Here is a 21923-nt window from a genome sequence, read left to right as displayed (position 1 = left end):
CTCCGGCCGTCCCACGCACGCGGCTGACAGGAGCGGAAGAGCGAGGCACGATGACGAATCGTTCCCCCCTCACGATGGTGCCGGCCACCGACCGAGCCACGGTGGTGTGCCTGGCCGGCGCGCTGGACACCGACTGCTGCGACCGGCTGGCCGGAGAACTGACGCGGCATCTGGACCGCGCCGCCCGTCAGGGACACCGGCTGGTCCTCGACATGACGGCCGTCCCCGCGGTCGCCGAGGCGGCCCGCCGGACCCTCCGGGAGGAGACCGGGTGCCTCGCGGGAGCCCCCGTCCTCGTGGTGGCGACACCCGAGGTGCGCAAGGAACTGGAGCAGGACGACCTCCCCGGCATGCGCCTCCACGGCACGCTCGTCGAGGCCCTGACGTCACTGCCCCCCTCGACCGCCCCCGCCCCCGTCCGGCCCGCACGGCCGCGCCGGACGGGGAAGCCGCCGGCCGACGCCGAGAGCATGCGCGGCGAGATCTTCGGGCTGCGCGCCAAGGCGCGCACCAGCGGACTCATCGGCGTCGCGCAGGGCATGCTCATCGCCCGCTACGACCTCCCCGGCCCCGCTGCCGCGTTCGCGCTGCTGCGCGAGGGCTCCCAGCAGTGCAACGTGCCGCTGCGGATCCTCGCGTCCGCCGTCGTCACGGCACCCCCGCCGCAGACGGACGCCCACTGGTTCCTGGGACGCGGCACGCACGCCCCGCCGCCCGACACCGCATTCGTGCGGGCCTACGGCGGGGACGTCACCGACCGGTGTCATGTGCTCGCCGCCGCCCTGGACACGGCGATCGCCGTGGCCGAGGCCGACGCGGGCGAGGTGCACCTCACGGACCCGGCCCAGGACCACGCGCTGTTCCTCGAGGGACGTCGCGGGCTCGACGCCGCCTACTGGGACCAGGTGGCCCTCGTCACCGGCCCGCCGGTGGTGTGCGCCGTGGCCCGGGAACGGCTCGCGCCCGCGGCCGTGCCCGACGTCGCCGCCGACGAGGCCCTCTCGGCCCACCCGGCCGGTCAGGCGCTCCTGGCGGCAGGCCGCCGGGCCGTGTACAGCGTGCCGCTGATCACGCCCGAGACGTACTGCACCGGCACGCTGACCCTGCACCGGAACGAACCGGGCATCTGGCCGCGCCCCGCCCGGCGTACGGAACTCGCCCGCCTCGCGGCCGATGTCGCGGCCTGGCGCTCCTGGTACCGCCGCACCGTCGTCCTGGACGCCCTGGAGCACCTCCACCAGAACCGGCCGAAGCGGGGCGCCGCCGCGCGGTCACCGGACGGCGGGGCCGGTAAGCGGTGATCGGGACCTATCCGGTGCTGCCGCACGGATCCGGCGGCACCGTCGCGGAGCGAGCCGGGCGCGCCGCCCGGCCACGGCGCCTGGAACCGGGCTCGGGAACCCGACCAGCCGCTCTCCCACTCCGCCCGGCGTCCCGGTTACGGATGGTCCGGGTCGTCGTCCTCGTCGGAGCGGTCGCCCTCCGCCTGGGACGGGGTCGTGCGGGCCGCCTCTTCGGCCGTGTCCTCAGTGCCGTCCTGCTCCCGGTCGCCTTCGGCCTGCGATGGAGTCGATTCAGTCATGACGGTCCTCCTGAGCTCGGTGGAGGGGCCGGGTACCCCCGCCGGCCCGGCCGAGGCGCTGCCACGGGGGCCAGGTGTGCGGTCCCGTGAGGTTCACCCCTTCCGGCACGTCCCGGCTGCCGTGTTCCACCGGTCGGCCCCCGGCCGGGCCGGCTCGCCGCGCGCGCCCGCCGCGGGGGTGCCAGCGTGGAGGCAGCAGCGGGTGGCACCGGGGTGCCGGGCCCCGGACGGAGACGACGGAGCGGGACGGTCATGGCACGGGCGATCTGGACAGGTGTGATCACGTTCGGACTGGTCAGCGTGCCGGTCGGCCTGTACACCGCCACCCAGGACCACTCCGTGCACTTCCACCAGCTCCAGCGCGGCACGTCCGACCGCATCCGCAACCGCCGCGTGAACGAGCGCACCGGCGACGAGGTGTCCGGCGACGACATCGTCAAGGGCTTCGAGGCCGCCGACGGCGAGTACGTCGTCGTCGAGCCGGACGAGCTGGACGAGATCGCACCGGGCCGCAGCCGCACCATCGAGATCTCCGACTTCGTCGACCTCGACGAGATCGAGCCGGTGTACTTCGCCCGCACCTACTACCTCGCGCCACGCGGCGAGGAGCACCTCAAGGTGTACGAACTCCTGCGCGCGGCCCTGGAGAAGGCGAACCGGGTCGGTGTCGCCACCTTCGTGATGCGGGGCAAGCAGTACCTCACCGCGCTGCGCGCCGAGGAGAAGGTGCTGATGCTCCAGACCCTGCACTGGGCGGACGAGGTCCGCGACCCCGTCCGCGAGCTGCCGCAGCTCCCGGAGCGGCGGGCCGGCAGCGGCAGGGAACTCGACATGGCGCTCCAGCTGGTCGACGCGCTGAGCGGCCCGTGGGACCCGTCGCGGTACCGGGACACGTACGAGGAGAAGGTGCGCGAGCTCGTGCGGGCCAAGGCGGAGGGACAGGAGATCGCCCCGGCCGAGGAGGCGCCGACCGCCACCAACGTCGTCGACCTCATGGACGTCCTCCAGGGCAGCATCGACCGGGCCCGCTCCGGCCGCGAGAAGCGGGGCGGGGAGCGCGGCGGCACGCGGCGCGGCCGCACGTCCCCGCCCAGGTCCCCTTCCACGTCCGCGCCGAAGGGCTCGGCGCGCAAGACCTCCGCCGCTCCCGAGCAGAGCGAGCTGCGCGAGCTCAGCAAGGCCGAGCTGTACGAACGGGCGACCGAGCGGGAGATCCCCGGCCGGTCCCGGATGAGCCGCCAGGAGCTGATCGACGCCCTCGCGGGGAGCGGCCGCCGGCGCAAGAAGGCGGCGGCCTGACACGAGCCCCCGGCACCGGCTGGGCCGGCCGGATGAAATGCGCCTGCTCCATCGGAGGTGCCGTGGGCGGCCCCGGCACCCGCCGTCGCGGCGGTCCCCGATGATCTTCGCGTCGGCGCTCGGCCGGCCCGGAGACGAGGAGTGGCGATGGCGGACCGGAAGTCTTCCCGGAGCCGTGCGAACCGGCGGAGCGGCCGCTGGGCCGCGGTGTGCGCGTCGGTCGCCCTGCCGCTGGCCCTCGGGCTGACGGGCACGGCCACCGCGTCCGCCACGCCCGCGCCCCCCGCCCCCGCCCTCGACGTCGCCACGGCGGTCGCGTACGGACTCGTCCACCCGGAGGCGGCCCCCGCCGGAGCCGACGACTGGTCGTGCCGGCCCTCGCGCGCGCACCCCCGCCCGGTCGTGCTGCTGCACGGCTCGGCGGCGAACGCCTACAACAACTGGAGCATGCTGGCCCCCTATCTGAAGAGCCTCGGGTACTGCGTCTTCGCCCCCAACTACGGCGGCACGCCCGGCAATCCGTTCAAGGCGACCGGACCCGTACCGAAGTCGGCCCGGCAGATCGCCCGGTACGTCGACCGCGTCCTGGAGGCCACCGGCGCCCGCAAGGTCGACCTCGTGGGGCACTCGCAGGGCGGCGGTCCGACCCCGCGCTGGTATCTGCGCTTCGAGGGGGGCACCGACCCGGCGCACCCCGAGCGCAACAAGGTGCGCCGGCTGATCGCGCTCGCCCCGTCCAACCACGGTGGGAACATCTCCGGCGTCGGCACGGTGACCGGCCGGCTGGGCCTCGACCCGGCCGTGTCCGCGGTGGTCGGCCAGGCGTGGTCGGACCAGATGGTGGGCTCCGAGGTGAACCGCAGGCTCGACCGCGACGGCGACACCCGGCCCGGCGTCTCGTACACGGTCGTCTCCACCCGGTACGACCTCTTCGCCACGCCCTACCGCAACAACTTCCTGACGGCGGGACCGGGCGCCACCGTGCGGAACGTCCTGATCCAGGACATCTGCCCGCAGGACGTCTCGGACCATCTGTCGCTCGCCTACGACACCAACGCCGCCCAGCTCGTGCGCAACGCGCTCGACCCGGCGCACGCCCGGCCCGTCCGGTGCGGCCTCACCCTGCCCCTGCTGGGCGGCTGACCTCCGGGGCCGCGTCACGGGTCCGGCCGGAAGTCGCCCCGCCATCGGGAACCCAGGGCGGACGGCCACAGATCCAGGGCCGGGGGCGCGGGCACTCACCCGGATGTACTAAGCTGCTCCCAGAGCCGGTCACCGCAACTCGCGGTCACCGACCCTGCGTTGGTGGTCCAAGGAAAGACGCCCCGCTTCCTGCGGGGAGATGCAGGTGCAAGGCCTGCCCGGCGCTCCGACACGAGGCCCGTCCGCATCACGCGGACGGGCCTCGGCGTTTCCCCGTGCCGCACATGCGGCGGATGGATCAGGGGCAGTAGTCGTCTTCAGTGAGGGTCCCGGCCGCCACCACGACGAGGAGTACGCCATGTCATCCACGGGACAGAAGGACTCGCCCGCCACGAACGCGGACGGTGAGCCGGCGCTCAAGCGGGTCATGGGTCCCGGTCTGCTGCTGCTGTTCATCGTCGGGGACATCCTCGGCACCGGCGTCTACGCCCTGACGGGACAGGTCGCCGGCGAGGTCGGGGGAGCGGCCTGGCTGCCGTTCGTCATCGCGTTCACCGTGGCCCTGATCACCGCCTGCTCCTACCTTGAGCTGGTCACCAAGTACCCCGAGGCCGCGGGCGCCGCGCTGTACGTGCACAAGGCGTTCCGCAAGCACTTCCTGACGTTCCTGGTGTGCTTCGCCGTGATGTGCTCCGGCATCACCTCGGCGTCGGCGGCCTCCAGAGCCTTCGCGGCCAACCTGGTCACCGGGTTCGGGCTCGACGGCGGCGACGGACTGATCCTGGCGATCGCCCTCGGCTTCATGGCGATGGTGCTGCTCGTCAACCTGCGGGGCGTCAGCGAAAGCCTCAAGGTCAACGTGTTCCTGACGGTCGTGGAGCTGTCGGGTCTGCTGCTCGTCGTCCTGATCAGCGGCTGGTTCATCGCCGGGGGGAACGCCGACTTCTCCCGCGTCGTCGCCTTCGAGAGCGCCTCCGACAAGAACGTCTTCCTCGCCGTCAGCACCGCCACGTCGCTCGCGTTCTTCGCCATGGTCGGCTTCGAGGACTCGGTCAACATGGCGGAAGAGACCAGGGAACCGGCGCGGATCTTCCCCCGCATGATGTTCACCGGGCTCGGCATCACCGGCCTGATCTACGTCCTGGTGTCCGTGTGCGCGGTCGCGGTCGTGCCCGTCGGCCGCCTCGCCGCCAGCGAGACGCCGCTGGCCACCGTGGTGCAGACGGCGGCTCCCGACTTCCCCATCTCCGACCTGCTGCCGTTCATCTCCATGTTCGCCGTGGCCAACTCCGCGCTGATCAACATGATGATGGCCAGCCGGCTGCTGTACGGGATGAGCCGCAAGGGCGTCCTGCCACCGTTCCTCGCCAAGGTGCACCCGGTACGGCGCACCCCGCAGGCGGCGATCCTGTTCACCACCGTCATCGCCTTCGGCCTCATCACGTTCGTCTCGCTGAACCCCGACAGCCCGGTCGTCGCCCTGCTCGGCGGCACGACGTCGCTGCTGCTGCTCACCGTCTTCACCGGGGTGCACGTGGCGGTCCTGGTGCTGCGCAAGGACACGGTGGCGGCACCGCATTTCCGGGCCGGCCGCGTCCTGCCCGTCGTGGGGGCCTTCGCCTGCCTCTACCTGGTGCTGCCGTGGTCGTCGGGACGCCCCGGCGACGAGTACCGCATCGCGGGCGTGCTTCTGCTGATCGGCGTGGCCCTGTGGGCGGTCGCCTGGTTCACCCGCGACCGTGACCGCGACCGCGCCTCCGCCTCCGCCTCCGACGACACGGAAGGGCAGACCCGGCCCTGACACCCCGCGGGCCGGGCGGGCACGTGCCCCGCCCGGTTCACCCCCCGTACCCGAACGGCCCGCCGGCCTCCTTGAGCCGCCGCATCGCGGTCAGCCGGACCGCGACGTACACGGCGGCCACGGCGGCACCGGCGTTGAGCAGGTCGGCCGCCATGTACTGCGTCACGGCGTCCCGCACCTCGGTGAGGCTGTCGCTGTCGGCGTACCGCGACGCGCTGTACCGGCCGAGCAGCGTCCCGCCGACGAACAGCGCCCACCACAGATTCACCGGCCACAACGACGTCCGGTGCGGCTGCCCCTCGCCCGGCAGCGGCGCGGCGGCGCCCCACATGTCGACGGCGACGCGGTACGGCATCCAGAGGTTCACCAGCGGGATCAGCCAGCCCCCGACGGCCCAGCCGCGGCCGTGCCGGAAGGCGTCGGGCGTCAGCACGCCGAGGTCCCGTCGCATCAGGAAGAACCAGACGACGAAGACGACCGTGCCGGGCAGGGTCACCATCCCCTGCAGGTCACCGGCCCGCTCGTACAGCGTGTAGGCGCCGTCGAGGGCCCGCTCGGGGTCGGTCGCGGTCAGCGTGCGGATCCGGAGACCGGCGAACACCGCGAACAGATCGGTCAGCGCCATACCCGCCAACAGCACGCAGACGACGGCCAGGAGCACCTGGGAGGCGGGCCGCACGCCGCCGGGCGGACGGGTGTGCGGCCGCGGAAGCGGCTCGAAGGAAACGGACATGCGACGGCCCCCCACGGGCGATGAGTGGAAAAAACGGCCCGCGGAAGATCGCGTGCGGAGGAACCATAGGCGAGGACGACCGCCTCGTCCACGCGGTTCACGGCGGCTCCGCACGGGCCGCCCGCCGCAGGCCGCGGGTCACTCCGCCGCGGAGGTGTCCGGGGCCGTCGGCAGCGGCCCCAACCGCGTGCGGAGGAACGGCTCCTGGGACAGGACGGCGCCCACGCTCAGGGCGATCGCCACGGCGACGCACACCACGATCAGCCAGGACAGCAGCACGAAGACCGAGCCGACCGAACCGTACTCGCCCAGGGCCCGGTTGAGCGCCCGCGGCATATAGAAGTGCGCGGTCACCGACAGGGCGCTGACCGCGACCGCCGTGATGACGGCACCCGGCAGCAGCGGCCCCCACGGCACGGCCCCGCCCAGCAGCAGATGCTGCGTCCACCACCACATGAGGGCCTGCATCACCAGGACGATCGGGAACCCCAGCGTCGCCCCCAGCCCGAAGCCGTTGTGCAGCAGCCCCTGTACGACGAGAGCGGCCAGCCACAGCGCGATCCAGGCCAGCCACCGCCACGGGGCGACCTTCGTCCGTGAGCGGGGCATGACCCAGGCCCTGCGGCACAGCCGCTGCACCGCGCGGCTCACCGCGGTGGCCGACAGCAGCACCATCAGGCCGCCCACCACGCCCGTCGCCTGCCGCAGATCCTCCGACGGCGGGTGGAACGTCTGCTCCACCTCGGCCTTCGCCTGCCCGGTCAGACCGAGCACCGTGGTGATGGACGTCGTCACCTGATCCTGCACCGCCTCCGGCGCGTACGCGCTCAGCACGAACAGCAGCGGCACGGCCGTCAGGAAGCACTGCGCGGCGATCCGGGTGGCCGAGTCGAAGACGTTCACGGACAGCAGGCGGTCCACGATCCCGGTGATCACCGGGAAACGGCGCTCCAGCCGCGCGTGGACGGCCTTCGCCCACACGGTCGACGCCCGGGCACGCTCACGCCACCAGGTGGCGCCCAACGGGAACGCCCGGCGTCGGCCAGTCTCCATCGAGCCGCTCCTTCCCACCTCCAGAGTGCGTGAGGACCCGGTGCCCGGCACGCCGTCGGCCGCCTCGCGTGAGCGTCTGCGCGCAAGTGCGGGCGGCCGACGCGCGTGCGTACGCCCGACCCGTACCGTGCCCGACGGGCTCCCCCCCCCATGGTCCTCGGCCTGATGCTCGCCGCCCTCGCCGTCACGCTCGATCCCCTCCCGCTGACGGCGGTCGTCCTCGTGGCTCACCACCGTCCACGGCCGGCCTCGCGCTCGAACTCGCCCTGGGCCCGGCTGGTCGGGTACGGCGTGCGCGGTCCCCGCGGAGCGTCCACGGCCCGACCGGCCGACCGGGGCGCCCGGAGTCCCGCGCGCCGATGCGGGAGTGCCGCCCTACCCTGAAACGGAGGGGGAGACCGGGTCCGGCGCACCGGGAGGTCAGCCCCGATGGACGACTACCCCCTCATCGAGGACCACGGCCTGGTGGGGGACCTGCAGACCGCGGCCCTGGTGAGCACCGACGGCAGCGTGGACTGGTTCTGCGCCCCGCGGTTCGACTCGCCGAGCGTGTTCGGCGCCCTGCTGGACAAGGACAACGGCGGGCACTGCACGGTCCGGCCCCGGCACGGCGCCTACGCGACCAAGCAGTTGTACCTCCCGGACACCGCGATCCTGGTGACCCGCTACATGACCGAGGCAGGCGCCGGCGAGGTGCAGGACTTCATGCCCGTCACCGGCACCACCGTCACCGAACGCCACCAGCTGGTGCGCGTGGTCCGCAGCGTCCGGGGCCGGATGACGTTCGAGGTGGAGATCGCCCCCCGGTTCGACTACGGACGCCGCCCGCACCGGCTGCACATGACCACGCGGGGGGCGACGTTCACCGCGGACGACGGCGCGCACCTCACCGTGCATCCGATCCGGGAGCCGGACGACGAGCGGCTGCTCGACGTCCTCGCCGACCGGCGCGACGCCCTGCACTTCACGATGACACTGGAGGCCGGCCAGGAGCGGGGACTGGTCCTGGAATGGGGCGGCGACGGGACCGCGCGGACGATACGGCTCGCCGAGTACGAGCAGGTGTTCGCCGAGACGGTGCGGTACTGGCGTTCGTGGCTGCACCAGTCCCGCTACACCGGCCGCTGGCGCGAGACGGTGGAGCGGTCCGCGATCACCCTGAAACTGATGACGTTCGCGCCCACCGGAGCCGTCGTCGCCGCCCCCACCGCCGCCCTGCCCGAGCAGCTGGGCGGCGAGCGCAACTGGGACTACCGGTTCACCTGGATCCGGGACGCGTCCTTCTCCGTGTACGCCCTGCTCGGGCTGGGCTTCACCGAGGAGGCGCAGGCGTTCATCCAGTGGCTGTCCGACCGGGTCAAGGAAAGCGCCGGCGGCCACGGCGCCTCCGGCCCGCTGAACGTCATGTACCGGGTCGACGGCTCCTCCGACCTGGACGAGCAGATTCTCGACCACTGGGCGGGCTACGCCGGCTCGTCGCCCGTGCGCATCGGCAACGGCGCCGTCGGCCAACTCCAGCTCGACATCTACGGCGAGGCCGTCGACAGCATCTACTTCGCGCACCGGCACGGACACTCGATGGGCCATCACGGCTGGATCGCGCTGCTGACCGACCTCGACTGGCTGGTCGACCACTGGGACCAGGCGGAGGAGGGCCTGTGGGAGACCCGCGGCGGCCGTAAGGACTTCACCTACGGCCGGGTCATGTCCTGGGTGGCCTTCGACCGCGCGCTGCGCCTCGCCGACGCCAACGGGCGGCCGGCCGACGCCGACCGATGGCGCGGGGCGCGCGACGCCTGCTACGAGCAGGTGATGAGCAAGGGCTGGAGCGAGTCCCGGCGGGCGTTCGTGCAGCACTACGGCAGCGACGTCCTCGACTCCTCGTTGCTGCGGATGGCGACGGTCGGCTTCCTCACGCCGCAGGACCCGCTGTGGACGTCCACTCTCGCCGCGATGGAGGAGGAACTCGTCAGCGACAGCCTGGTCTACCGCTACAACCCCGAGGCGTCGCCGGACGGCCTGGCCGGCTCGGAGGGCACCTTCTCGCTGTGCACCTTCATGTACGTCGCCGCCCTGGCCCGGACCGGACGGACCGACCGGGCCCGGCTGGTGTTCGAGAAGATGATGGGCTACGCCAACCACCTGGGCCTGTACTCGGAGGAGATCGCGCCGACCGGCCGGCAACTGGGCAACTTCCCGCAGGCGTTCACCCATCTGGCCCTCGTCGACGCGGCCCTCAATCTCGATGCGGCCCTCGACCGGGGCCGCGACTGAACCGCCCCCGGCCGGCCTCCGGTACGCGGGCCCTTTGGGTCGCCGGTGCGCTCGTGGGGGATCAGTCGCTGCAGGCCGGGGGCGATGGCGACCGCTTCACGTGGCCCGGGTGCTGCCGCCGGCATCCCGCGGTGCCTCCGCGGGCTGCCCAACGGGCGGGACCGCGCGGCCCGGCGGCAGCAGTGCCACCGTGGCGAAGCCCGCGACCGCTGCCAGGAGCACCACCGGCGTCATCTCCGCACCGCCCATGAGCAGGACGACCAGCACCGCGCTGCTGACCGGCAGGCGCAGCGCGGCTCCGCCCGCCGCCGCCATGCCGGCCGCCAGCCCCGGTACGACGCCCAGGCCGGGCAGCGGCGACAGCAGCACACCGGCCGCCGCCCCCAGGAACAGCGCCGGGAAGATCGGGCCGCCGCACAGACTGCCCAGGCACACGGCGTACGCGGCGCCCTTGCACAGCAGGACGGCGATCAGCGCGCCGACCCCCCACGCGTGCGGGTCCTGGGCCAGCCGGGCCAGCGTGGCCTGGCCGGACGACGCCACGTCCGTGGGGTTCCGGTCGGTGACGAGCGTGTAGACGGCACCGCAGACACCGGCGGCCAGTGCGCAGACCACCGTACGGGCCACCGGCCGCCCGGCGACGAAGACCGCGGCGAGCCGCCCGGTGTCCATCATCAGGTGCACGGCGAAGCCGATGGCCACGGCCAGCGGGATCGTCCAGATGACGTCCCCGGCGTCGATGTGCGGGGTCGGCACGCCGAGACGGAGCGTGAGGCTGCCGGTCGACAGGCCGGTCCAGCGGCCGAAGCCGGTGAAGACGAGGGAGCCGACGCCGCTGGACAGGAGCGCCGGCAGCATCACCGCGAACAGCCGCGGGCCGCCCACCCCGGCGACCTCCATCAGGATCACCGCGCCGATCAGCGGGTTGCCGAAGATCGCCGGCAGGGCCGCGGCCGCACCGGCCGCGGCGAGCAGGGCGGCGCTCCGCGGGGTCGTCGGCGCCCGGGCCAGCCGCGCGAACAGCATGGCCAGGCCGCCGCCCAACGCGATCAGCGGGGCCTCGGGGCCGAGCGTCGCGCCCAGCGGCAGGCCGGCGAACGCGGCCAGGACGACACCCGGCAGGGTGGCCGCGGTCGTTCCGGGAGCGTGCAGCCCGGCCGCCGGCACATGCCCGCCCGCGCCCGGGAGATGACGGACCACCAGACCCACACAGACACCGGCGACCGCCAGCATCGGCAGCGGCCACCACCACGGCGGGGCGTCCCAGCCCAGCGCGTCGGGCAGATCGGCCCACAGCGCGTGCTCCAGCTGGTGCAGGCCGGCCAGGAACCAGAACGCCAGCAGGGAGACCGGCACGCCGATCAGCGCGCAGAGGACGAGCGCCTTCACGTACGCCGGATCGCGCACCATCTCACGCAGCCGGTCGGCCTCCTCCGGCTGGGTCCGTCCGCCCGGCGGTGGCGTCTCGCGCGCGTCCTGCTCGTCGTGCGTCAAGCGAGGATCCGGCGTGTCAGATCCTGGAACTCCTCCTCGGTGAGCACCCCTTGGGCCGTGAGGTCACCGAGCTGCTTCAACTGGTCGATCCTGGTGGTCATGCCGTCGGCTCCAGGGCCTCGACCACGAAGGCCGGGTCGCGGACGCGGACGACGCCCCCCTCGACCAGGTCGAGGGGGAGGGGAAGCCCTTCCCCCGTCCTCCGGCTGCCGGGGCACTCGACGAACAGGTGGTCTACGGGCCCCGTGTCCGCGATGTCCGGGTGCATGGCCTCTCCTCATACGAACGGGTCCGGGCCCGGCCGGGACACGGCCGGCGAGGGCGTCCGCGCGCAGCCCGAGTTCGGCCCTGCAGTCATTGCAGCACTCGGCCCGCCCCCCTGCATCCGGGCGCCGCCCGACGGCCGACGGCCGGGCGGTGCCGGTTGGGCCGGTGCCGCGCGGGCACTCGGAGCGGGTCCCGACGTCTCCGCGCACGCAGGAAGTGAGGGATCACGGTGGCGAAGAACGCGAAGAAGTCCGACGACGACCTCGCCAAGGGCGACGAGGTGACCTGGAAGAGTCACGGCGGCACCGCCGAGGGCACCGTCGAGCGGAAGATCACCCACCGTACGGAGGCCGCCGGCCGCACCGTGGACGCCTCCGCGGAGGAACCGCAGTACGAGGTGCGCAGCGAGAAGTCCGGCAGATCCGCCGTGCACAAGCCGTCCGCGCTGCGCAGGAAGTGAGCGGGGCCGCATGCAGACGTTCCTGCCGGACCCCGACTTCCGGCGGACGGCGCTGCTGCTGGACCGGCGCCGGCTGGGCAAGCAGCGCGTGGAGGCGCTCCAGGTCCTGCGGGGTCTGACCGTGCCCGGCTACGGCTGGCGCCGGCATCCGGCCGTCCGCATGTGGACCGGCTACGAGGAGGCGCTGGTCCGCTACGGCCTGGAGATCTGCCGGGTCTGGCGCGACCACGGGCACCAGGACAGCTGCGCCGCCTCCCTGGTCTCTGGGCTGGCGGCGCACCGGCCCGGACCCGTCCGGGAACAGGAGGAGCTGGCGGCGGCCGCCGAGCTGCCGCCGTGGCTCGGTGACGAGGCCTTCCACGAGAGCCACCGCTCGGCCCTGGTCCGCAAGGACCCCGGGGTGTACGCCGCGCTGTTCCCCGGTGTGGCCGACGACCTGCCGTACGTGTGGCCCGCCTCCGACCGGGAGCGCGCGTCCGCCGCCGGGTGACCGGCGACGGCGGAAGGGAGGACGGCCGTGCTGAGCGTGGTGCGCGACCATCTGGGGCAGGCCCTGTTCCGCCGGGTCGCGGGCCCCGACGGCCCGGCGACCCGGGCCCGCATCCATCTGACCCCGGGGCCGCGCTGGTTCGGCCCCGACCGGCCGATCCGCGCGGTCCACGGCGACGCGTCCATGTTCATCGGCGGGCTGAGCGCGCTGCTGCTGCAGTCCCTGCACCCGCTGGCGATGGCGGCGGTGGCCGGGCACTCCGGCTACCGGGGCGACCCGTGGGGCCGCCTGCAGCGCACCAGCACCTTCCTCGCCGTGACGACGTACGGCACCGCCGAGGACGCCCAGCGGGCGGTCGACCGGGTCCGCGCCATCCACGAGCGCATCCGCGGCACGAACGGCGACGGGGAGCCGTACCGCGCGGCCGATCCGCATCTGCTCGGCTGGGTGCACGCCGCCGAGACGGACAGTTTTCTCCGCGCCCACCAGCGCTTCGGCGCGCACCCACTGGACGCGGACGGCTACGACGGCTACGTCGCCGACGCCGCACGGGTGGCGCGGGCGCTGGGCGTGAGCGACCCGCCGCGCGACCGCCGGGAGCTGGCGGCCCGCCTCGCCTCCTACCGGGCCGAGCTGCGCGCCACCCCGGAGGCCCGCTCGACCGCCCGCTTCCTGCTGCTCCAGCCGCCCGTGCCCCTCCCGGTACGGCCCCTGTACGGCGGCCTCGCCGCGAACGGCGTGGCCCTGCTGCCGCCGTGGGCCCGGCGCCTGCTGGGGCTGCCCCGCATCCCGGTCGTCGAGGACTTCGCGGTACGTCCCGCCGGGCAGGCGCTCACCCGCACCATCCGCTGGGTGATGCGCCCGCCGGGCACACCAGGACAGGGGTGAGCGGGCCGGGCTCAGTCGTCCCGCATCCATTCCCGTGTGCCGAACGAGGCGCAGGACCGTGCGGCCAGGGCCGCCGCCGCGCGCAGGTCCCCGGCGAAGTCCGCGCCGGTCAGCTCGGCGCGTCGCGCCAGCCGGTGGGTGAGCGCGCCGTGCAGGACGTCGCCGGCGCCGAGGGTGTCCACCACGCGCGTCACGGGCACCTCCACCGTTCCGCCGCCGTCCGGTCCGCTCCACACCAGGGGCTCCGGCCCGCGGCTGACGGCCGTCCAGACGACCCCGTGATCCCGCAGGAACCGCAGGGTGCCGTCGGGCCCGGCGGTACCGGGCGGCCGGAAGACCGCCGAGCACACGGCCACGTCGATGTACGGCAGCAGCTCTTCCGTCCCCGGCTTCCAGCTGCCCCCGTCGAGGACGGTCCGGCGCCCCGCGGCCCGCGCCGCCCGCGCGGTGGCGAGCGCCAGGCCGGGGTGGTGGCCGTCGAACTGCACGATGTCGCAGGCCGCCACCCGGGCCTCGAGGTCCGGGGGCGGGGCGAGCCGGTGCCCACGGGCGTTCGTGGAGGCGACGGCACGCTCCCCGGTGGCGGCGGTGACCAGAACCGAGGACACGGCGGGCGGCTCGTCCCGGCCGGCCGCCAGGTCGGTCACGGCCACCCCCGCCCGGTCCAGGTCCGCCCGGACGGCCTCGCCCAGCGGGTGCGAGCCGACCGCGGTGAGCAGTCGTGCCGCGCCCCCCAGATGGGCGAAGGTCACGGCCGCGTTCGCGGCCGGGCCCCCGGCCGCGACGAGTTGGTCCCGTGCCGTCAGCTTCTCGTCGGGGGCGGGCACCCGGTCGACCGACTGCACGACGTCCAGCGTGCACAGTCCGACGAACAGCCCGCGCGGCCGGCCCCTCGTCCGCGGTTCCATCCCCGCTCCTCCCCGCCTCGGCGTGCGTATCGTGTGGCCATGGATCCTCCGGCCCCGAGGCCGGCCGCGCAAGGAAGGTGCCTTTCGGCCGTCCCGGGGCACACGGAGGGCACACCGGGGCGGGACGGCGTGGCGCGACAGGGGGTTCGGCACCGTGGCGGGGACACCCGGACCGATCGCAGGGAGGCAGGACGTGGAAGGGCCACAGGACACGGAGACCGGTCGTCGCGACGCTGTGGCGCCGGCGTCCGCCGAGCTGTCCCAGGCCCTGGACGCGCTCGGCGCCGGCGCCTACGTCGTGGACGAGCGGGGCTGCATCATCGCGGTGAACGCGCGGGCGGAGGTCATGCTCGGCAGATCCACGGACGAACTCGTCGGCTACGACGCCCACGAGCTGCTGCACCGCGGGTCGCACGGCCAGACGCTGCCGCACAGCCAGTGCGCCATGCGCCAGGCGTTCCACGAGGGCAGGTCGGCCCAGGGCGCGGGGGAGTACTTCGCGCTCCCCGACGGCTCCGTCCGCCCCATCGCCTGGCTGATCACGCCGTACGCGTTCGACGACGAGGGGGGCCGCACCCTGGTGATCTTCCACGCGGAGGAGTCCGAGCAGGAGCCGGGCCCGGCCCCGGAGGCGCCGACCGCCACCCTGACCGAGCTGGAACGGTTGGCCCTGCTCGCCGAGGCCACCGCCCAGCTGACCTCGACGCTCGACACCGAGGAGACGCTGCGCCGGCTCAGCCGTCTGGTCGTGCCACGGCTGGCCGACTGGGTGATCGTCGACCTGATCACCGAGCGCGACGAGGTGTGGCGGGAGGTCGTCGCCCACGCGGAGGGCGCCACCATCAAGCGGCACGAGGACCTGGAGGGGCCCATGCCGCCCGTGCTGGAGGAGTCCCAGTGGCCGCTGTCCAGGGCCCTGCGCGGCGTGGCGTCCACGGTGACCGGGCCCGAACGGTACCACCGGGCCCCGGACTCCGGGATCGCGGTCGAGCAGCGCCACCTGTTCGACCGTACGGGCATGCACTCGGCGGCCATCGCCCCCATCCGCAGCACCCGCGAGGTGCTGGGCGCGCTGACGCTGGGCCGCGCCGAGAACCCGGTGCCCTACACCTCCGCCGACCTGCCGCTGGTCGAGGACATCGCGCGCCGCGCCGGGCTCGCCCTGGACAACGCCCGCCTCTACCAGCGCCAGCGCAAGGTCGCCGAGACCATGCAGAACCATCTGCTGCCGCAGCTGCCGCGGGTCCCGGGCCTGGAGATGACGGCCCGCTACCTGCCCGCGCCGGACGCCTCGCAGGTGGGCGGCGACTGGTACGACGCGTTCCCGCTGTCCGACGGGACGACCGCCCTGGCCATCGGCGACGTCGCCGGCCACGACCTGGAGGCGGCCTCCGGCATGGCGCAGGTGCGCAACATGCTGCGGGCCTACGCCTGGTCGCAGAACGAACCCCCCAGCCGGATCGTGAGCTGGCTGGACGAGGCGATGGAGCACATCACCGACGTCCGCATGGCCACCATGATCTTCGCCCGGATCGAGGCGCTGGACGACGGCACCTGGCGGCTGTCCTGGACCAACGCGGGACATCCGCCGCCGCTGCTGATCGGCAGGGACGGCGTGGCGCGGTTCCTCGAGGACGGGCACGGGGTGGCCCTCGGCACGGGCCTGCGCGCCCGGCGGCCGGACGCGGAGGCCGTGCTGGAGCCCGGCTCCACCCTCGTGCTGTACACGGACGGCCTCGTCGAGGAGCACGGCAAGATCATCGACGTGGGCCTGGAGCGCCTGCGCCGGCACGCGGCGGCCTCCGTGCACCGGCCGCTCACCGTCCTCGCCGACCAGGTGCTGCGCCGCGTCCGCCCCGACGACAACGACGACGACGTGGCCCTCCTCGCGCTGCGCACCCCGGTCTGACCGCAGGCCCCCGACAACCGTCTGCGCACGACTTGTTGACGCCCAGTCAACCACGGTGGTTCAGTGGCTCAGTCACTGAACCACACCCGGGCTGGGGGCCTCGATGGAAGCACTGCCGCGCGAGACGGTCGTCGACGTACTGGAGCAGCGCCTGCGCGAGCGGATCCTCGCCGGGCGCCACCCCGCCGGGAGCTATCTGCCCCCGGAGAGGGAACTCGCCGACGAGTTCGGCGTCAACCGCACCACCCTCAAGCACGCGTTCGGCCGCCTGGTGCACGCGGGACTCCTGGAGACCCGGCACGGAGTGGGCACGCGCGTCCGCGACTTCCTGCGGCTGGGCGGGGCGGACCTGCTCCCGATGCTGGTGCGGCACAGCCCCGACTGGATCGGGGAGATCTTCGAAGTGCGCCGCAGCATCGGCGCGTTGATCGCCGAACGCGCAGCCTCCCGCGCCACCGAGCCCCAGATCACCGAACTGCGCCGCCTCGTCGCCGCCGTCGCGGAGGCGGACGGCGGCGAGGACGCGCAACTCGCGGACGCCGAGGTGCACCGCGCGCTCGCCCGCGCCACCGGGAACCGGGTGTACGTCCTGCTGACCAACACCCTGTTCAACGCCTATCTGCCGGTCCGCTCGGCTCTCGTGGGGCCCTTCCGCGACGCCCGGGCCGCCCACGAGCGGCTGGCCCCCGTCGTCGAGGCGGTCGCCGCCCGCGACGAGACCGCGGCCCGCACGGCCGCCGGGGCCTACCTGTCCACGACGGAACGCATCATGCTCGAAGGGCTGGCCTCCACCGGCCGGGGTCAGGGCGGGGACCGGTGAGCGCCCGCGGGACGGAGTTCCGGGAGACCCTCCTGGGCCGTGTGCACCTGGACGGCGAGGACCGCGAACGCCCCGTCCGCCTCGACCTCGTGGCCCGCGCCGACACGGTGGTGCTGCCCCACCGCACCACCCGGGCCCGGCTCACCGGACGCGTCCGGATCGCGGGACGCGCCGACGACGCCGAGGCCGTGGGGGAGCTGGAGATATCCCCGCTGGCCCGCCGCAGGATCCGCTACCGGATCACCTTCATGCTGCAGGGCCGGCGCCTCGAACTGGACGGCTGGAAGTCCCTGTCACCGGCACGGCCCCTCACCTCGATGACCGTCCTGCCGTACAGCCTCCACGAGGCCGGGCGGCCGGCCGGCCAGGGTACGCTCCGCTTCCCGCTCGGCACCGGGCTGCTGCCGTTCCTCACGAGCTTCCGCTTCCCCCGGACCTCCGCGCCCGACCCCGGACGGCACCTCGCGGCACGCTGGGACGGGCGGCCGGGCCGCACGGAGGTCTGGTACACCACCCTGACCGACCCGGCGACCGGCACCGGCGTCTGGCTGCACCACGAAGTCGTCGCCCCCACGGACGGCTCGGCCGCCTACGGACACGGCTGGGCCGCCGTCTTCCCCCAGGACGGCCCGGTACGGCACGCCCGGTTCGGGCCCGTCCCCGCGACCGGTACCCCCCAGGGCTTCACCGCCGACGGCGTCCGCGTCGCCCCCGGGAAGCTGTCCGGCAGTGCCGGCCCGCTCACCTGGTCGCTCACCGAGACACCACTGGGCCCACCGGTGCACACCTTCCCCCGCTGGTCCTGGCGCCACCCCTGGCTGCCCGCCAGCCACATGCTCCCGGCCTCCCGCTGCCGCTACACCGGGACCGTCCTTCACGGCGACGGCGAACAGCTTTGCCTCGACGGCGCGTTCGGCGCGAGCGCCCGCATCTACGGCCACGGCAACGCCGCGCGCTGGGCCTGGCTCCACGCCGACCTGGGCGGCGGCGACCTCCTCGAGATCGTCGCCGCCGTGTCCACCCGCCCCGGACTCGACCGGCTGCCCCCGCTCGTCTTCCTGCGCCTGCTGCGCGGCGGGCGGACCTGGCCCGGGCGCCCCGAGCGCACCGCTGTGGGCTGGGCGGGAGCCGGCCGGTTCACGGCCGACCTCGCCCTGCCCCGCTGGCGGGTGACCGGCCGGGCCGGACTGCGCCGGATCCGGGTGACGGTGACCCAGCCCGAGGAGCGGACCCTGGCCCTGGACTACACCGACCCCGACGGATCCGCCGCGGTCTGCCGCAACAGCGAGAGCGCCGACGCGGAGATCCGACTGGAACGCTGGTGGGGGAGGTGGCGGCCGGAGGCGCACTGGCGGCTGGCGGGCACCGCCCACGCGGAGGTCGGCGAGCGATGAGCCCTCGTACGGACGTCGCCCTCCCGGCACTCACCGCCGCGTTCCTCGCGGACGACGGCACCACCGACTGGGTGCGAGGCGTGCCGCGGCGCCTGCGGACCCTGCTGGACGCCATGCCGCGCTCCGCCCGCACCGCCGTCCACGGCGCGGCCCTGGCCGTCGACGCGTACGCGCTGGCCCGCACCGGCCGCCGTCTCGCCGCGCTGACCCCCGGGGAACGCGAGCGCCTGCTGGCCCGCCTCGCCGCCCACCGGACCGCCCTGCCGGTGCTCGACGCGCTCAAGGTGCCGGTGCTGCTCGCCGCCGGGACGGAACGGATGCTGCACCGCGGGGCCCCGTCCGCGCGGACCGCCGCCGACGACCCGCCGCTGGACTGCACGCCGTCCCCTGCCTGGCCCAGCCGGTCCACCGCCGACGCCGTCGTCGTCGGGTCCGGCGCCGGGGGTGCCATGGCGGCGCGGACGCTGGCCCGTGCCGGACTGCGGGTCGTCGTCGTGGAGGAGGGCGACCACCACAGCACCGCCTCGTTCGCGGGCCGGGCGCCGCTCGACCGCTTCACCGCGCTGTACCGGGACGCCGGTGCCACCATCGCGTACGGCGCCCCTCCGCTGGTCGTCCCCACCGGCCGCGCGGTCGGCGGCACCACCGTCGTCAACTCAGGGACCTGCTACCGCACTCCGGACCACGTCCTCACCCGTTGGCGCACCACCCACGGCTTCGCCGCCGCCGACGCTCTCGCCACCCACCTCGACGAGGCGGAACGCACCCTGCGCGTCGCCCGGCAGCCGCTCGACGTCCTCGGCGAGAACGGCAGAGTCGCCCTGTCCGGGGCCCGGCGGCTCGGCTGGGCCGCGCGGCCCCTGCGCCGCAACGCGCCCGGCTGCCAGGGCTCCTGCCAGTGCGTCGTCGGCTGCCCCACCGGAGCCAAGCAGAGCGTCCAGCTCTCGGTGCTGCCCGAGGCGTGCGCCTCCGGCGCCCGTATCGTCACGGGCGCTCGCGTCCGGCGCATCCTGACCGACCGCGACCGGCCGGGCGGCCCCCGGGCCGCGGGCGTCCTGGTGAGCCGCCCCGACGGGGGCGAGCTGGAGATCCTCAGCCCCCTGGTCGTCGTGGCGGCCGGTGCCCTGGGCACCCCCCAACTCCTGCGCCGCTCCGGTCTGGGCGGCCATCCGGGCCTCGGACGCAACCTCAGCGTCCACCCCGCCGTCAGCGTCGCGGGGCGCTTCGCGAACCCCGTCGGCGGCGGGCGGGCCGTCCTGCAGAGCGTCGCGGTGGAGGAACTGCACGCCGACGGCATCCTCATCGAGGCCACCGCCGCACCCCCGGGCATGAGCTCCTTCGTGCTGCCGGGCGTCGGACGCGCCCTGCGCCACGCGCTGGAGGACACCGAGCACCTGGCGACGCTCGGGGCGATGGTCGCCGACCGCCCCTCGGGCCGGGTCCTCGGCCGGCACGGCACCCTGCTCCGCTACGACCTGGCGCTCCGCGACGCGGGCCGTCTGCTGCGCGCCCAACGGGCCATGGGCCGCCTGCTGTTCGCCGCCGGGGCCGAGGAGGTCCTGACCGGCGTCCCGCACGCCCCCCGCGCCCGCGACATGGCGGAACTGGAGGCCCTGCTGGCGGACGTGTCCGTACGCCACCTGCACGTGTCCGCGTTCCACCCCACCGGCACGGCCGCGGCCGGAGCCGACGAGGACCGGGCGCCGGCCGACCCGGAGGGGCGCCTGCGGGGTGTGCACGGCGTGCTGATCGCGGACGGGTCCGTCCTGCCCAGCTGCCCCGAGGTGAATCCGCAGCTCAGCATCATGGCGGCGGCCCTGGCCGTCACGGACCGCTGGCTGATCCGGGCCTGACCGGGCGGGCCCTGGGGGGCCGGGGGCGGTGACGCCGCCCCCGGCGGCGGGTCAGGGGAGCTTGACCGCCAGGAGGTCGACCGGCCGGATGTCCGGCGCCTCGCTGAGCAGCGTCGCGGCGTTCTCCGTCAGCGCGGCCGCGATCCGGCCCCGCAGGTGCTCCTGCCGTCCCTGCTCGTCCGCGAACGTGTCGAAGATGCCGAAGGTGGTCTCGCCCTGCCGGAACGCGAACCACGTCAGCGTGTGGTCCTCCTGCCGGGCCAGCTCCAGCGCGTCCCGCAGCAGCTCCGCGACCTTCTCCGCCTGCTCGGGCCTCGCCTCGATCCGGGCCAGCAGTCCCAACGTGCTCATGTGGTGCTCCAGTTTCGTGAGGGTCGTGACGGGAGGGGTGCCGGTACCGGGCACCGGATGTCGTCCGGACCCCCCTGAATCTAGGGTGCGGCCCGGCTCCCGGACAGCGTCGGGAACGGCGTGTCCGATACCGTTCCCGACATGGATGTGGCGGTGCTGGCGTATGACGGCGTCTTCGACTCAGGGCTCTCGGCCCTGCTCGACGTGCTCGACGGGGCGAACGCGATGCGCGACGAGCTCCCCGAACCGCCGCCCGCCTGGACGGTGTCCACCGTCGGCTTCCGCCGGCGGATCCGCACCGGCGCGGGGCACCTGGTCGAGACCCGCCCCGTCTCCACGGCGGAGGACGCCGACCTGCTGATCGTCCCGGCGCTCGCCGAGCGCCGCCCGGACGCCCTCCTCGCACAGGTCTCGGGTCCGGCGGGGGCGCCCTTGCGGCAGCTGGTGGCCGAGACGCGGCAGCGCCGTGTGGCCGTGGCGTCGGCCTGCACGGGCACGTTCCTGCTGGCCGAGTCGGGCGTGCTCGACGGACGCCGGGCGACCATCAGCTGGTGGCTGGCGCCGTACTTCCGCACGCGCTACCCGCGGGTGACGCTCGACCAGACCCGCATGGTGACCACCTCCGACGGGGTGACGACCGCCGGCGCCGCGTTCGGCCACGTCGACCTCGCGCTCGCGGTCGTGCGGATGAGGAGCCCCGCCCTCGCCGACCTCGTCGCCCGTTATCTGGTCATCGACGAGCGGCCCTCCCAGGCCGCGTACACGATCTCCTCGGCCCTCGCGCAGAGTGATCCGACGCTGGCCGCCTTCGAGCGCTGGGCCCGGGCCCATCTGGACCAGCCGCTGTCCATCGGCGACGCGGCGCGCGCCGTCGGCGTCAGCGAGCGCACCCTCCAGCGCGTCGTGCGCCGCACCCTCGGCACCTCGCCCGTCCGCTTCGTCCAGGACCTGCGCGTGGAACGCGCCTCGCATCTGCTGCGCACCACGAACCTCCCGCTCGAGGTGGTGGCCCGCAAGGTGGGCTACGAGCACGCCACCACGCTCCGCGTCCTGCTCCGCGAGCGGACGGGGGAGACGGCGAGCGCGCTGCGGGGCCGCTGACCGCCCGCCGCCCGCCGGCGCCCGACTCCCGCGCCCCGTATGGAGGTTCGCCGCAGTCGATATTGGTTGAGTCGTTGACAGGTCCAGACCAAGGCGGGACGCT

20 protein-coding genes are annotated in these 21923 nt (G+C 74.5%); 13 read left to right on the top strand and 7 right to left on the bottom strand.

Features of this window, described 5'->3' with window-relative positions; translation table 11 throughout:
- Positions 1 to 50: 50 nt before the first annotated feature.
- The gene (locus ABZ899_RS23905; RefSeq protein WP_361349651.1) at positions 51 to 1301 is read left to right on the top strand and encodes an ANTAR domain-containing protein; all 1251 of its coding nucleotides are present in this window, start codon (positions 51 to 53) and stop codon (positions 1299 to 1301) included.
- A gap of 137 nt (positions 1302 to 1438) precedes the next feature.
- Here the strand turns inward: ABZ899_RS23905 and ABZ899_RS23900 are convergent, their stop codons facing one another.
- On the bottom strand, positions 1439 to 1582 hold the full coding sequence (locus tag ABZ899_RS23900) for a hypothetical protein (protein ID WP_361349649.1): 144 nt from the start codon (positions 1580 to 1582) through the stop codon (positions 1439 to 1441).
- A 252-nt stretch (positions 1583 to 1834) separates the two neighbouring features.
- Between ABZ899_RS23900 and ABZ899_RS23895 the strand changes: the two genes are divergently transcribed.
- From ABZ899_RS23895 to ABZ899_RS23885, 3 genes are all read left to right on the top strand, one after another.
- Positions 1835 to 2881 carry a Ku protein gene (locus ABZ899_RS23895; RefSeq protein ID WP_361349646.1) on the top strand — a complete coding sequence of 349 codons (1047 nt, stop codon included), beginning with the start codon at positions 1835 to 1837 and terminating at the stop codon, positions 2879 to 2881.
- Between the two features lie 147 nt (positions 2882 to 3028).
- On the top strand, positions 3029 to 4024 hold the full coding sequence (locus tag ABZ899_RS23890) for an alpha/beta fold hydrolase (RefSeq protein WP_361349643.1): 996 nt from the start codon (positions 3029 to 3031) through the stop codon (positions 4022 to 4024).
- 358 nt (positions 4025 to 4382) lie between these two features.
- A complete protein-coding gene (locus ABZ899_RS23885) occupies positions 4383 to 5825 on the top strand; it encodes an APC family permease (protein WP_361349640.1) in 1443 nt (480 codons plus the stop codon).
- A gap of 37 nt (positions 5826 to 5862) precedes the next feature.
- Here ABZ899_RS23885 and ABZ899_RS23880 read toward each other — a convergent pair whose 3' ends face one another.
- Together ABZ899_RS23880 and ABZ899_RS23875 are read right to left on the bottom strand one after the other, a co-directional pair.
- Positions 5863 to 6558 carry a DUF4328 domain-containing protein gene (locus tag ABZ899_RS23880; RefSeq protein ID WP_361349637.1) on the bottom strand — a complete coding sequence of 232 codons (696 nt, stop codon included), beginning with the start codon at positions 6556 to 6558 and terminating at the stop codon, positions 5863 to 5865.
- A 138-nt stretch (positions 6559 to 6696) separates the two neighbouring features.
- On the bottom strand, positions 6697 to 7611 hold the full coding sequence (locus tag ABZ899_RS23875) for a YhjD/YihY/BrkB family envelope integrity protein (RefSeq protein ID WP_361349634.1): 915 nt from the start codon (positions 7609 to 7611) through the stop codon (positions 6697 to 6699).
- Positions 7612 to 8040: 429 nt separating this feature from the next.
- Here ABZ899_RS23875 and ABZ899_RS23870 point away from each other — a divergent pair, with 429 nt between their 5' ends.
- The gene (locus ABZ899_RS23870; RefSeq protein ID WP_361349632.1) at positions 8041 to 9885 is read left to right on the top strand and encodes a glycoside hydrolase family 15 protein; all 1845 of its coding nucleotides are present in this window, start codon (positions 8041 to 8043) and stop codon (positions 9883 to 9885) included.
- A 96-nt stretch (positions 9886 to 9981) separates the two neighbouring features.
- On the opposite strand, the gene ABZ899_RS23865 is transcribed toward ABZ899_RS23870, so the two are convergent.
- Both ABZ899_RS23865 and ABZ899_RS23860 read right to left on the bottom strand, forming a co-directional pair.
- Positions 9982 to 11379 carry a chloride channel protein gene (locus tag ABZ899_RS23865; RefSeq protein WP_361349629.1) on the bottom strand — a complete coding sequence of 466 codons (1398 nt, stop codon included), beginning with the start codon at positions 11377 to 11379 and terminating at the stop codon, positions 9982 to 9984.
- A gap of 97 nt (positions 11380 to 11476) precedes the next feature.
- The gene (locus ABZ899_RS23860; RefSeq protein WP_361349626.1) at positions 11477 to 11647 is read right to left on the bottom strand and encodes a hypothetical protein; all 171 of its coding nucleotides are present in this window, start codon (positions 11645 to 11647) and stop codon (positions 11477 to 11479) included.
- Between the two features lie 228 nt (positions 11648 to 11875).
- On the opposite strand from ABZ899_RS23860, the gene ABZ899_RS23855 reads away from it, so the two are divergent.
- The 3 genes from ABZ899_RS23855 to ABZ899_RS23845 are packed head-to-tail and all read left to right on the top strand — an operon-like array spanning position 11876 to position 13484.
- Positions 11876 to 12106: a DUF2945 domain-containing protein gene (locus ABZ899_RS23855; RefSeq protein ID WP_361349624.1), complete on the top strand. Its 231-nt coding sequence runs from the start codon at positions 11876 to 11878 to the stop codon at positions 12104 to 12106.
- A 10-nt stretch (positions 12107 to 12116) separates the two neighbouring features.
- Positions 12117 to 12596, top strand: a complete 480-nt coding sequence (locus tag ABZ899_RS23850; RefSeq protein WP_361349622.1) for an MSMEG_6728 family protein — start codon at positions 12117 to 12119, stop codon at positions 12594 to 12596.
- A gap of 27 nt (positions 12597 to 12623) precedes the next feature.
- A complete protein-coding gene (locus ABZ899_RS23845; protein WP_361349619.1) occupies positions 12624 to 13484 on the top strand; it encodes an oxygenase MpaB family protein in 861 nt (286 codons plus the stop codon).
- Positions 13485 to 13495: 11 nt separating this feature from the next.
- On the opposite strand, the gene ABZ899_RS23840 is transcribed toward ABZ899_RS23845, so the two are convergent.
- Entirely contained in the window at positions 13496 to 14392 is an 897-nt protein-coding gene (locus ABZ899_RS23840) for a PfkB family carbohydrate kinase (protein ID WP_361349616.1), read from the bottom strand.
- 193 nt (positions 14393 to 14585) lie between these two features.
- Between ABZ899_RS23840 and ABZ899_RS23835 the strand changes: the two genes are divergently transcribed.
- The 4 genes from ABZ899_RS23835 to ABZ899_RS23820 all read left to right on the top strand — a co-directional run bounded on the left by ABZ899_RS23835 (position 14586) and on the right by ABZ899_RS23820 (position 20368).
- A complete protein-coding gene (locus ABZ899_RS23835) occupies positions 14586 to 16301 on the top strand; it encodes a SpoIIE family protein phosphatase (protein ID WP_361349613.1) in 1716 nt (571 codons plus the stop codon).
- Positions 16302 to 16404: 103 nt separating this feature from the next.
- Positions 16405 to 17121 carry an FCD domain-containing protein gene (locus tag ABZ899_RS23830; RefSeq protein WP_361349610.1) on the top strand — a complete coding sequence of 239 codons (717 nt, stop codon included), beginning with the start codon at positions 16405 to 16407 and terminating at the stop codon, positions 17119 to 17121.
- Positions 17118 to 18515 carry a hypothetical protein gene (locus tag ABZ899_RS23825; protein ID WP_361349608.1) on the top strand — a complete coding sequence of 466 codons (1398 nt, stop codon included), beginning with the start codon at positions 17118 to 17120 and terminating at the stop codon, positions 18513 to 18515. Before ABZ899_RS23830 ends, ABZ899_RS23825 begins: the two co-directional genes overlap by 4 nt.
- Complete coding sequence (locus ABZ899_RS23820; RefSeq protein WP_361349605.1) at positions 18512 to 20368, top strand: GMC family oxidoreductase; 1857 nt, start codon at positions 18512 to 18514, stop codon at positions 20366 to 20368. The genes ABZ899_RS23825 and ABZ899_RS23820 overlap by 4 nt, the downstream gene beginning before the upstream one ends.
- Before the next feature lie 51 nt (positions 20369 to 20419).
- On the opposite strand, the gene ABZ899_RS23815 is transcribed toward ABZ899_RS23820, so the two are convergent.
- Positions 20420 to 20719, bottom strand: coding sequence for an antibiotic biosynthesis monooxygenase (locus ABZ899_RS23815; protein ID WP_361349603.1), 300 nt, complete (start codon positions 20717 to 20719; stop codon positions 20420 to 20422).
- Between the two features lie 141 nt (positions 20720 to 20860).
- Between ABZ899_RS23815 and ABZ899_RS23810 the strand changes: the two genes are divergently transcribed.
- Positions 20861 to 21820, top strand: a complete 960-nt coding sequence (locus ABZ899_RS23810) for a helix-turn-helix domain-containing protein (RefSeq protein ID WP_361349600.1) — start codon at positions 20861 to 20863, stop codon at positions 21818 to 21820.
- The last annotated feature ends 103 nt before the right edge of the window (positions 21821 to 21923 follow it).

The organism is Streptomyces sp. NPDC046859 (genome assembly GCF_040645135.1).
Classification (GTDB): domain Bacteria; phylum Actinomycetota; class Actinomycetes; order Streptomycetales; family Streptomycetaceae; genus Streptomyces.
This window is presented reverse-complemented; position numbering and strand designations above follow the sequence as displayed.

Excerpts from the sequence above, each read along its gene's own strand:
- ABZ899_RS23880 (WP_361349637.1), bottom strand. The coding sequence starts at position 6,558 with ATGTCCGTTTCCTTCGAGCCGCTTCCGCGGCCGCACACCCGTCCGCCC.
- ABZ899_RS23860 (WP_361349626.1), bottom strand. The coding sequence starts at position 11,647 with ATGCACCCGGACATCGCGGACACGGGGCCCGTAGACCACCTGTTCGTC.
- ABZ899_RS23875 (WP_361349634.1), bottom strand. The coding sequence starts at position 7,611 with ATGGAGACTGGCCGACGCCGGGCGTTCCCGTTGGGCGCCACCTGGTGG.
- ABZ899_RS23870 (WP_361349632.1), top strand. The coding sequence starts at position 8,041 with ATGGACGACTACCCCCTCATCGAGGACCACGGCCTGGTGGGGGACCTG.
- ABZ899_RS23895 (WP_361349646.1), top strand. The coding sequence starts at position 1,835 with ATGGCACGGGCGATCTGGACAGGTGTGATCACGTTCGGACTGGTCAGC.
- ABZ899_RS23905 (WP_361349651.1), top strand. The coding sequence starts at position 51 with ATGACGAATCGTTCCCCCCTCACGATGGTGCCGGCCACCGACCGAGCC.
- ABZ899_RS23850 (WP_361349622.1), top strand. The coding sequence starts at position 12,117 with ATGCAGACGTTCCTGCCGGACCCCGACTTCCGGCGGACGGCGCTGCTG.
- ABZ899_RS23830 (WP_361349610.1), top strand. The coding sequence starts at position 16,405 with ATGGAAGCACTGCCGCGCGAGACGGTCGTCGACGTACTGGAGCAGCGC.
- ABZ899_RS23885 (WP_361349640.1), top strand. The coding sequence starts at position 4,383 with ATGTCATCCACGGGACAGAAGGACTCGCCCGCCACGAACGCGGACGGT.
- ABZ899_RS23820 (WP_361349605.1), top strand. The coding sequence starts at position 18,512 with ATGAGCCCTCGTACGGACGTCGCCCTCCCGGCACTCACCGCCGCGTTC.
- ABZ899_RS23900 (WP_361349649.1), bottom strand. The coding sequence starts at position 1,582 with ATGACTGAATCGACTCCATCGCAGGCCGAAGGCGACCGGGAGCAGGAC.
- ABZ899_RS23890 (WP_361349643.1), top strand. The coding sequence starts at position 3,029 with ATGGCGGACCGGAAGTCTTCCCGGAGCCGTGCGAACCGGCGGAGCGGC.
- ABZ899_RS23815 (WP_361349603.1), bottom strand. The coding sequence starts at position 20,719 with ATGAGCACGTTGGGACTGCTGGCCCGGATCGAGGCGAGGCCCGAGCAG.
- ABZ899_RS23840 (WP_361349616.1), bottom strand. The coding sequence starts at position 14,392 with ATGGAACCGCGGACGAGGGGCCGGCCGCGCGGGCTGTTCGTCGGACTG.
- ABZ899_RS23810 (WP_361349600.1), top strand. The coding sequence starts at position 20,861 with ATGGATGTGGCGGTGCTGGCGTATGACGGCGTCTTCGACTCAGGGCTC.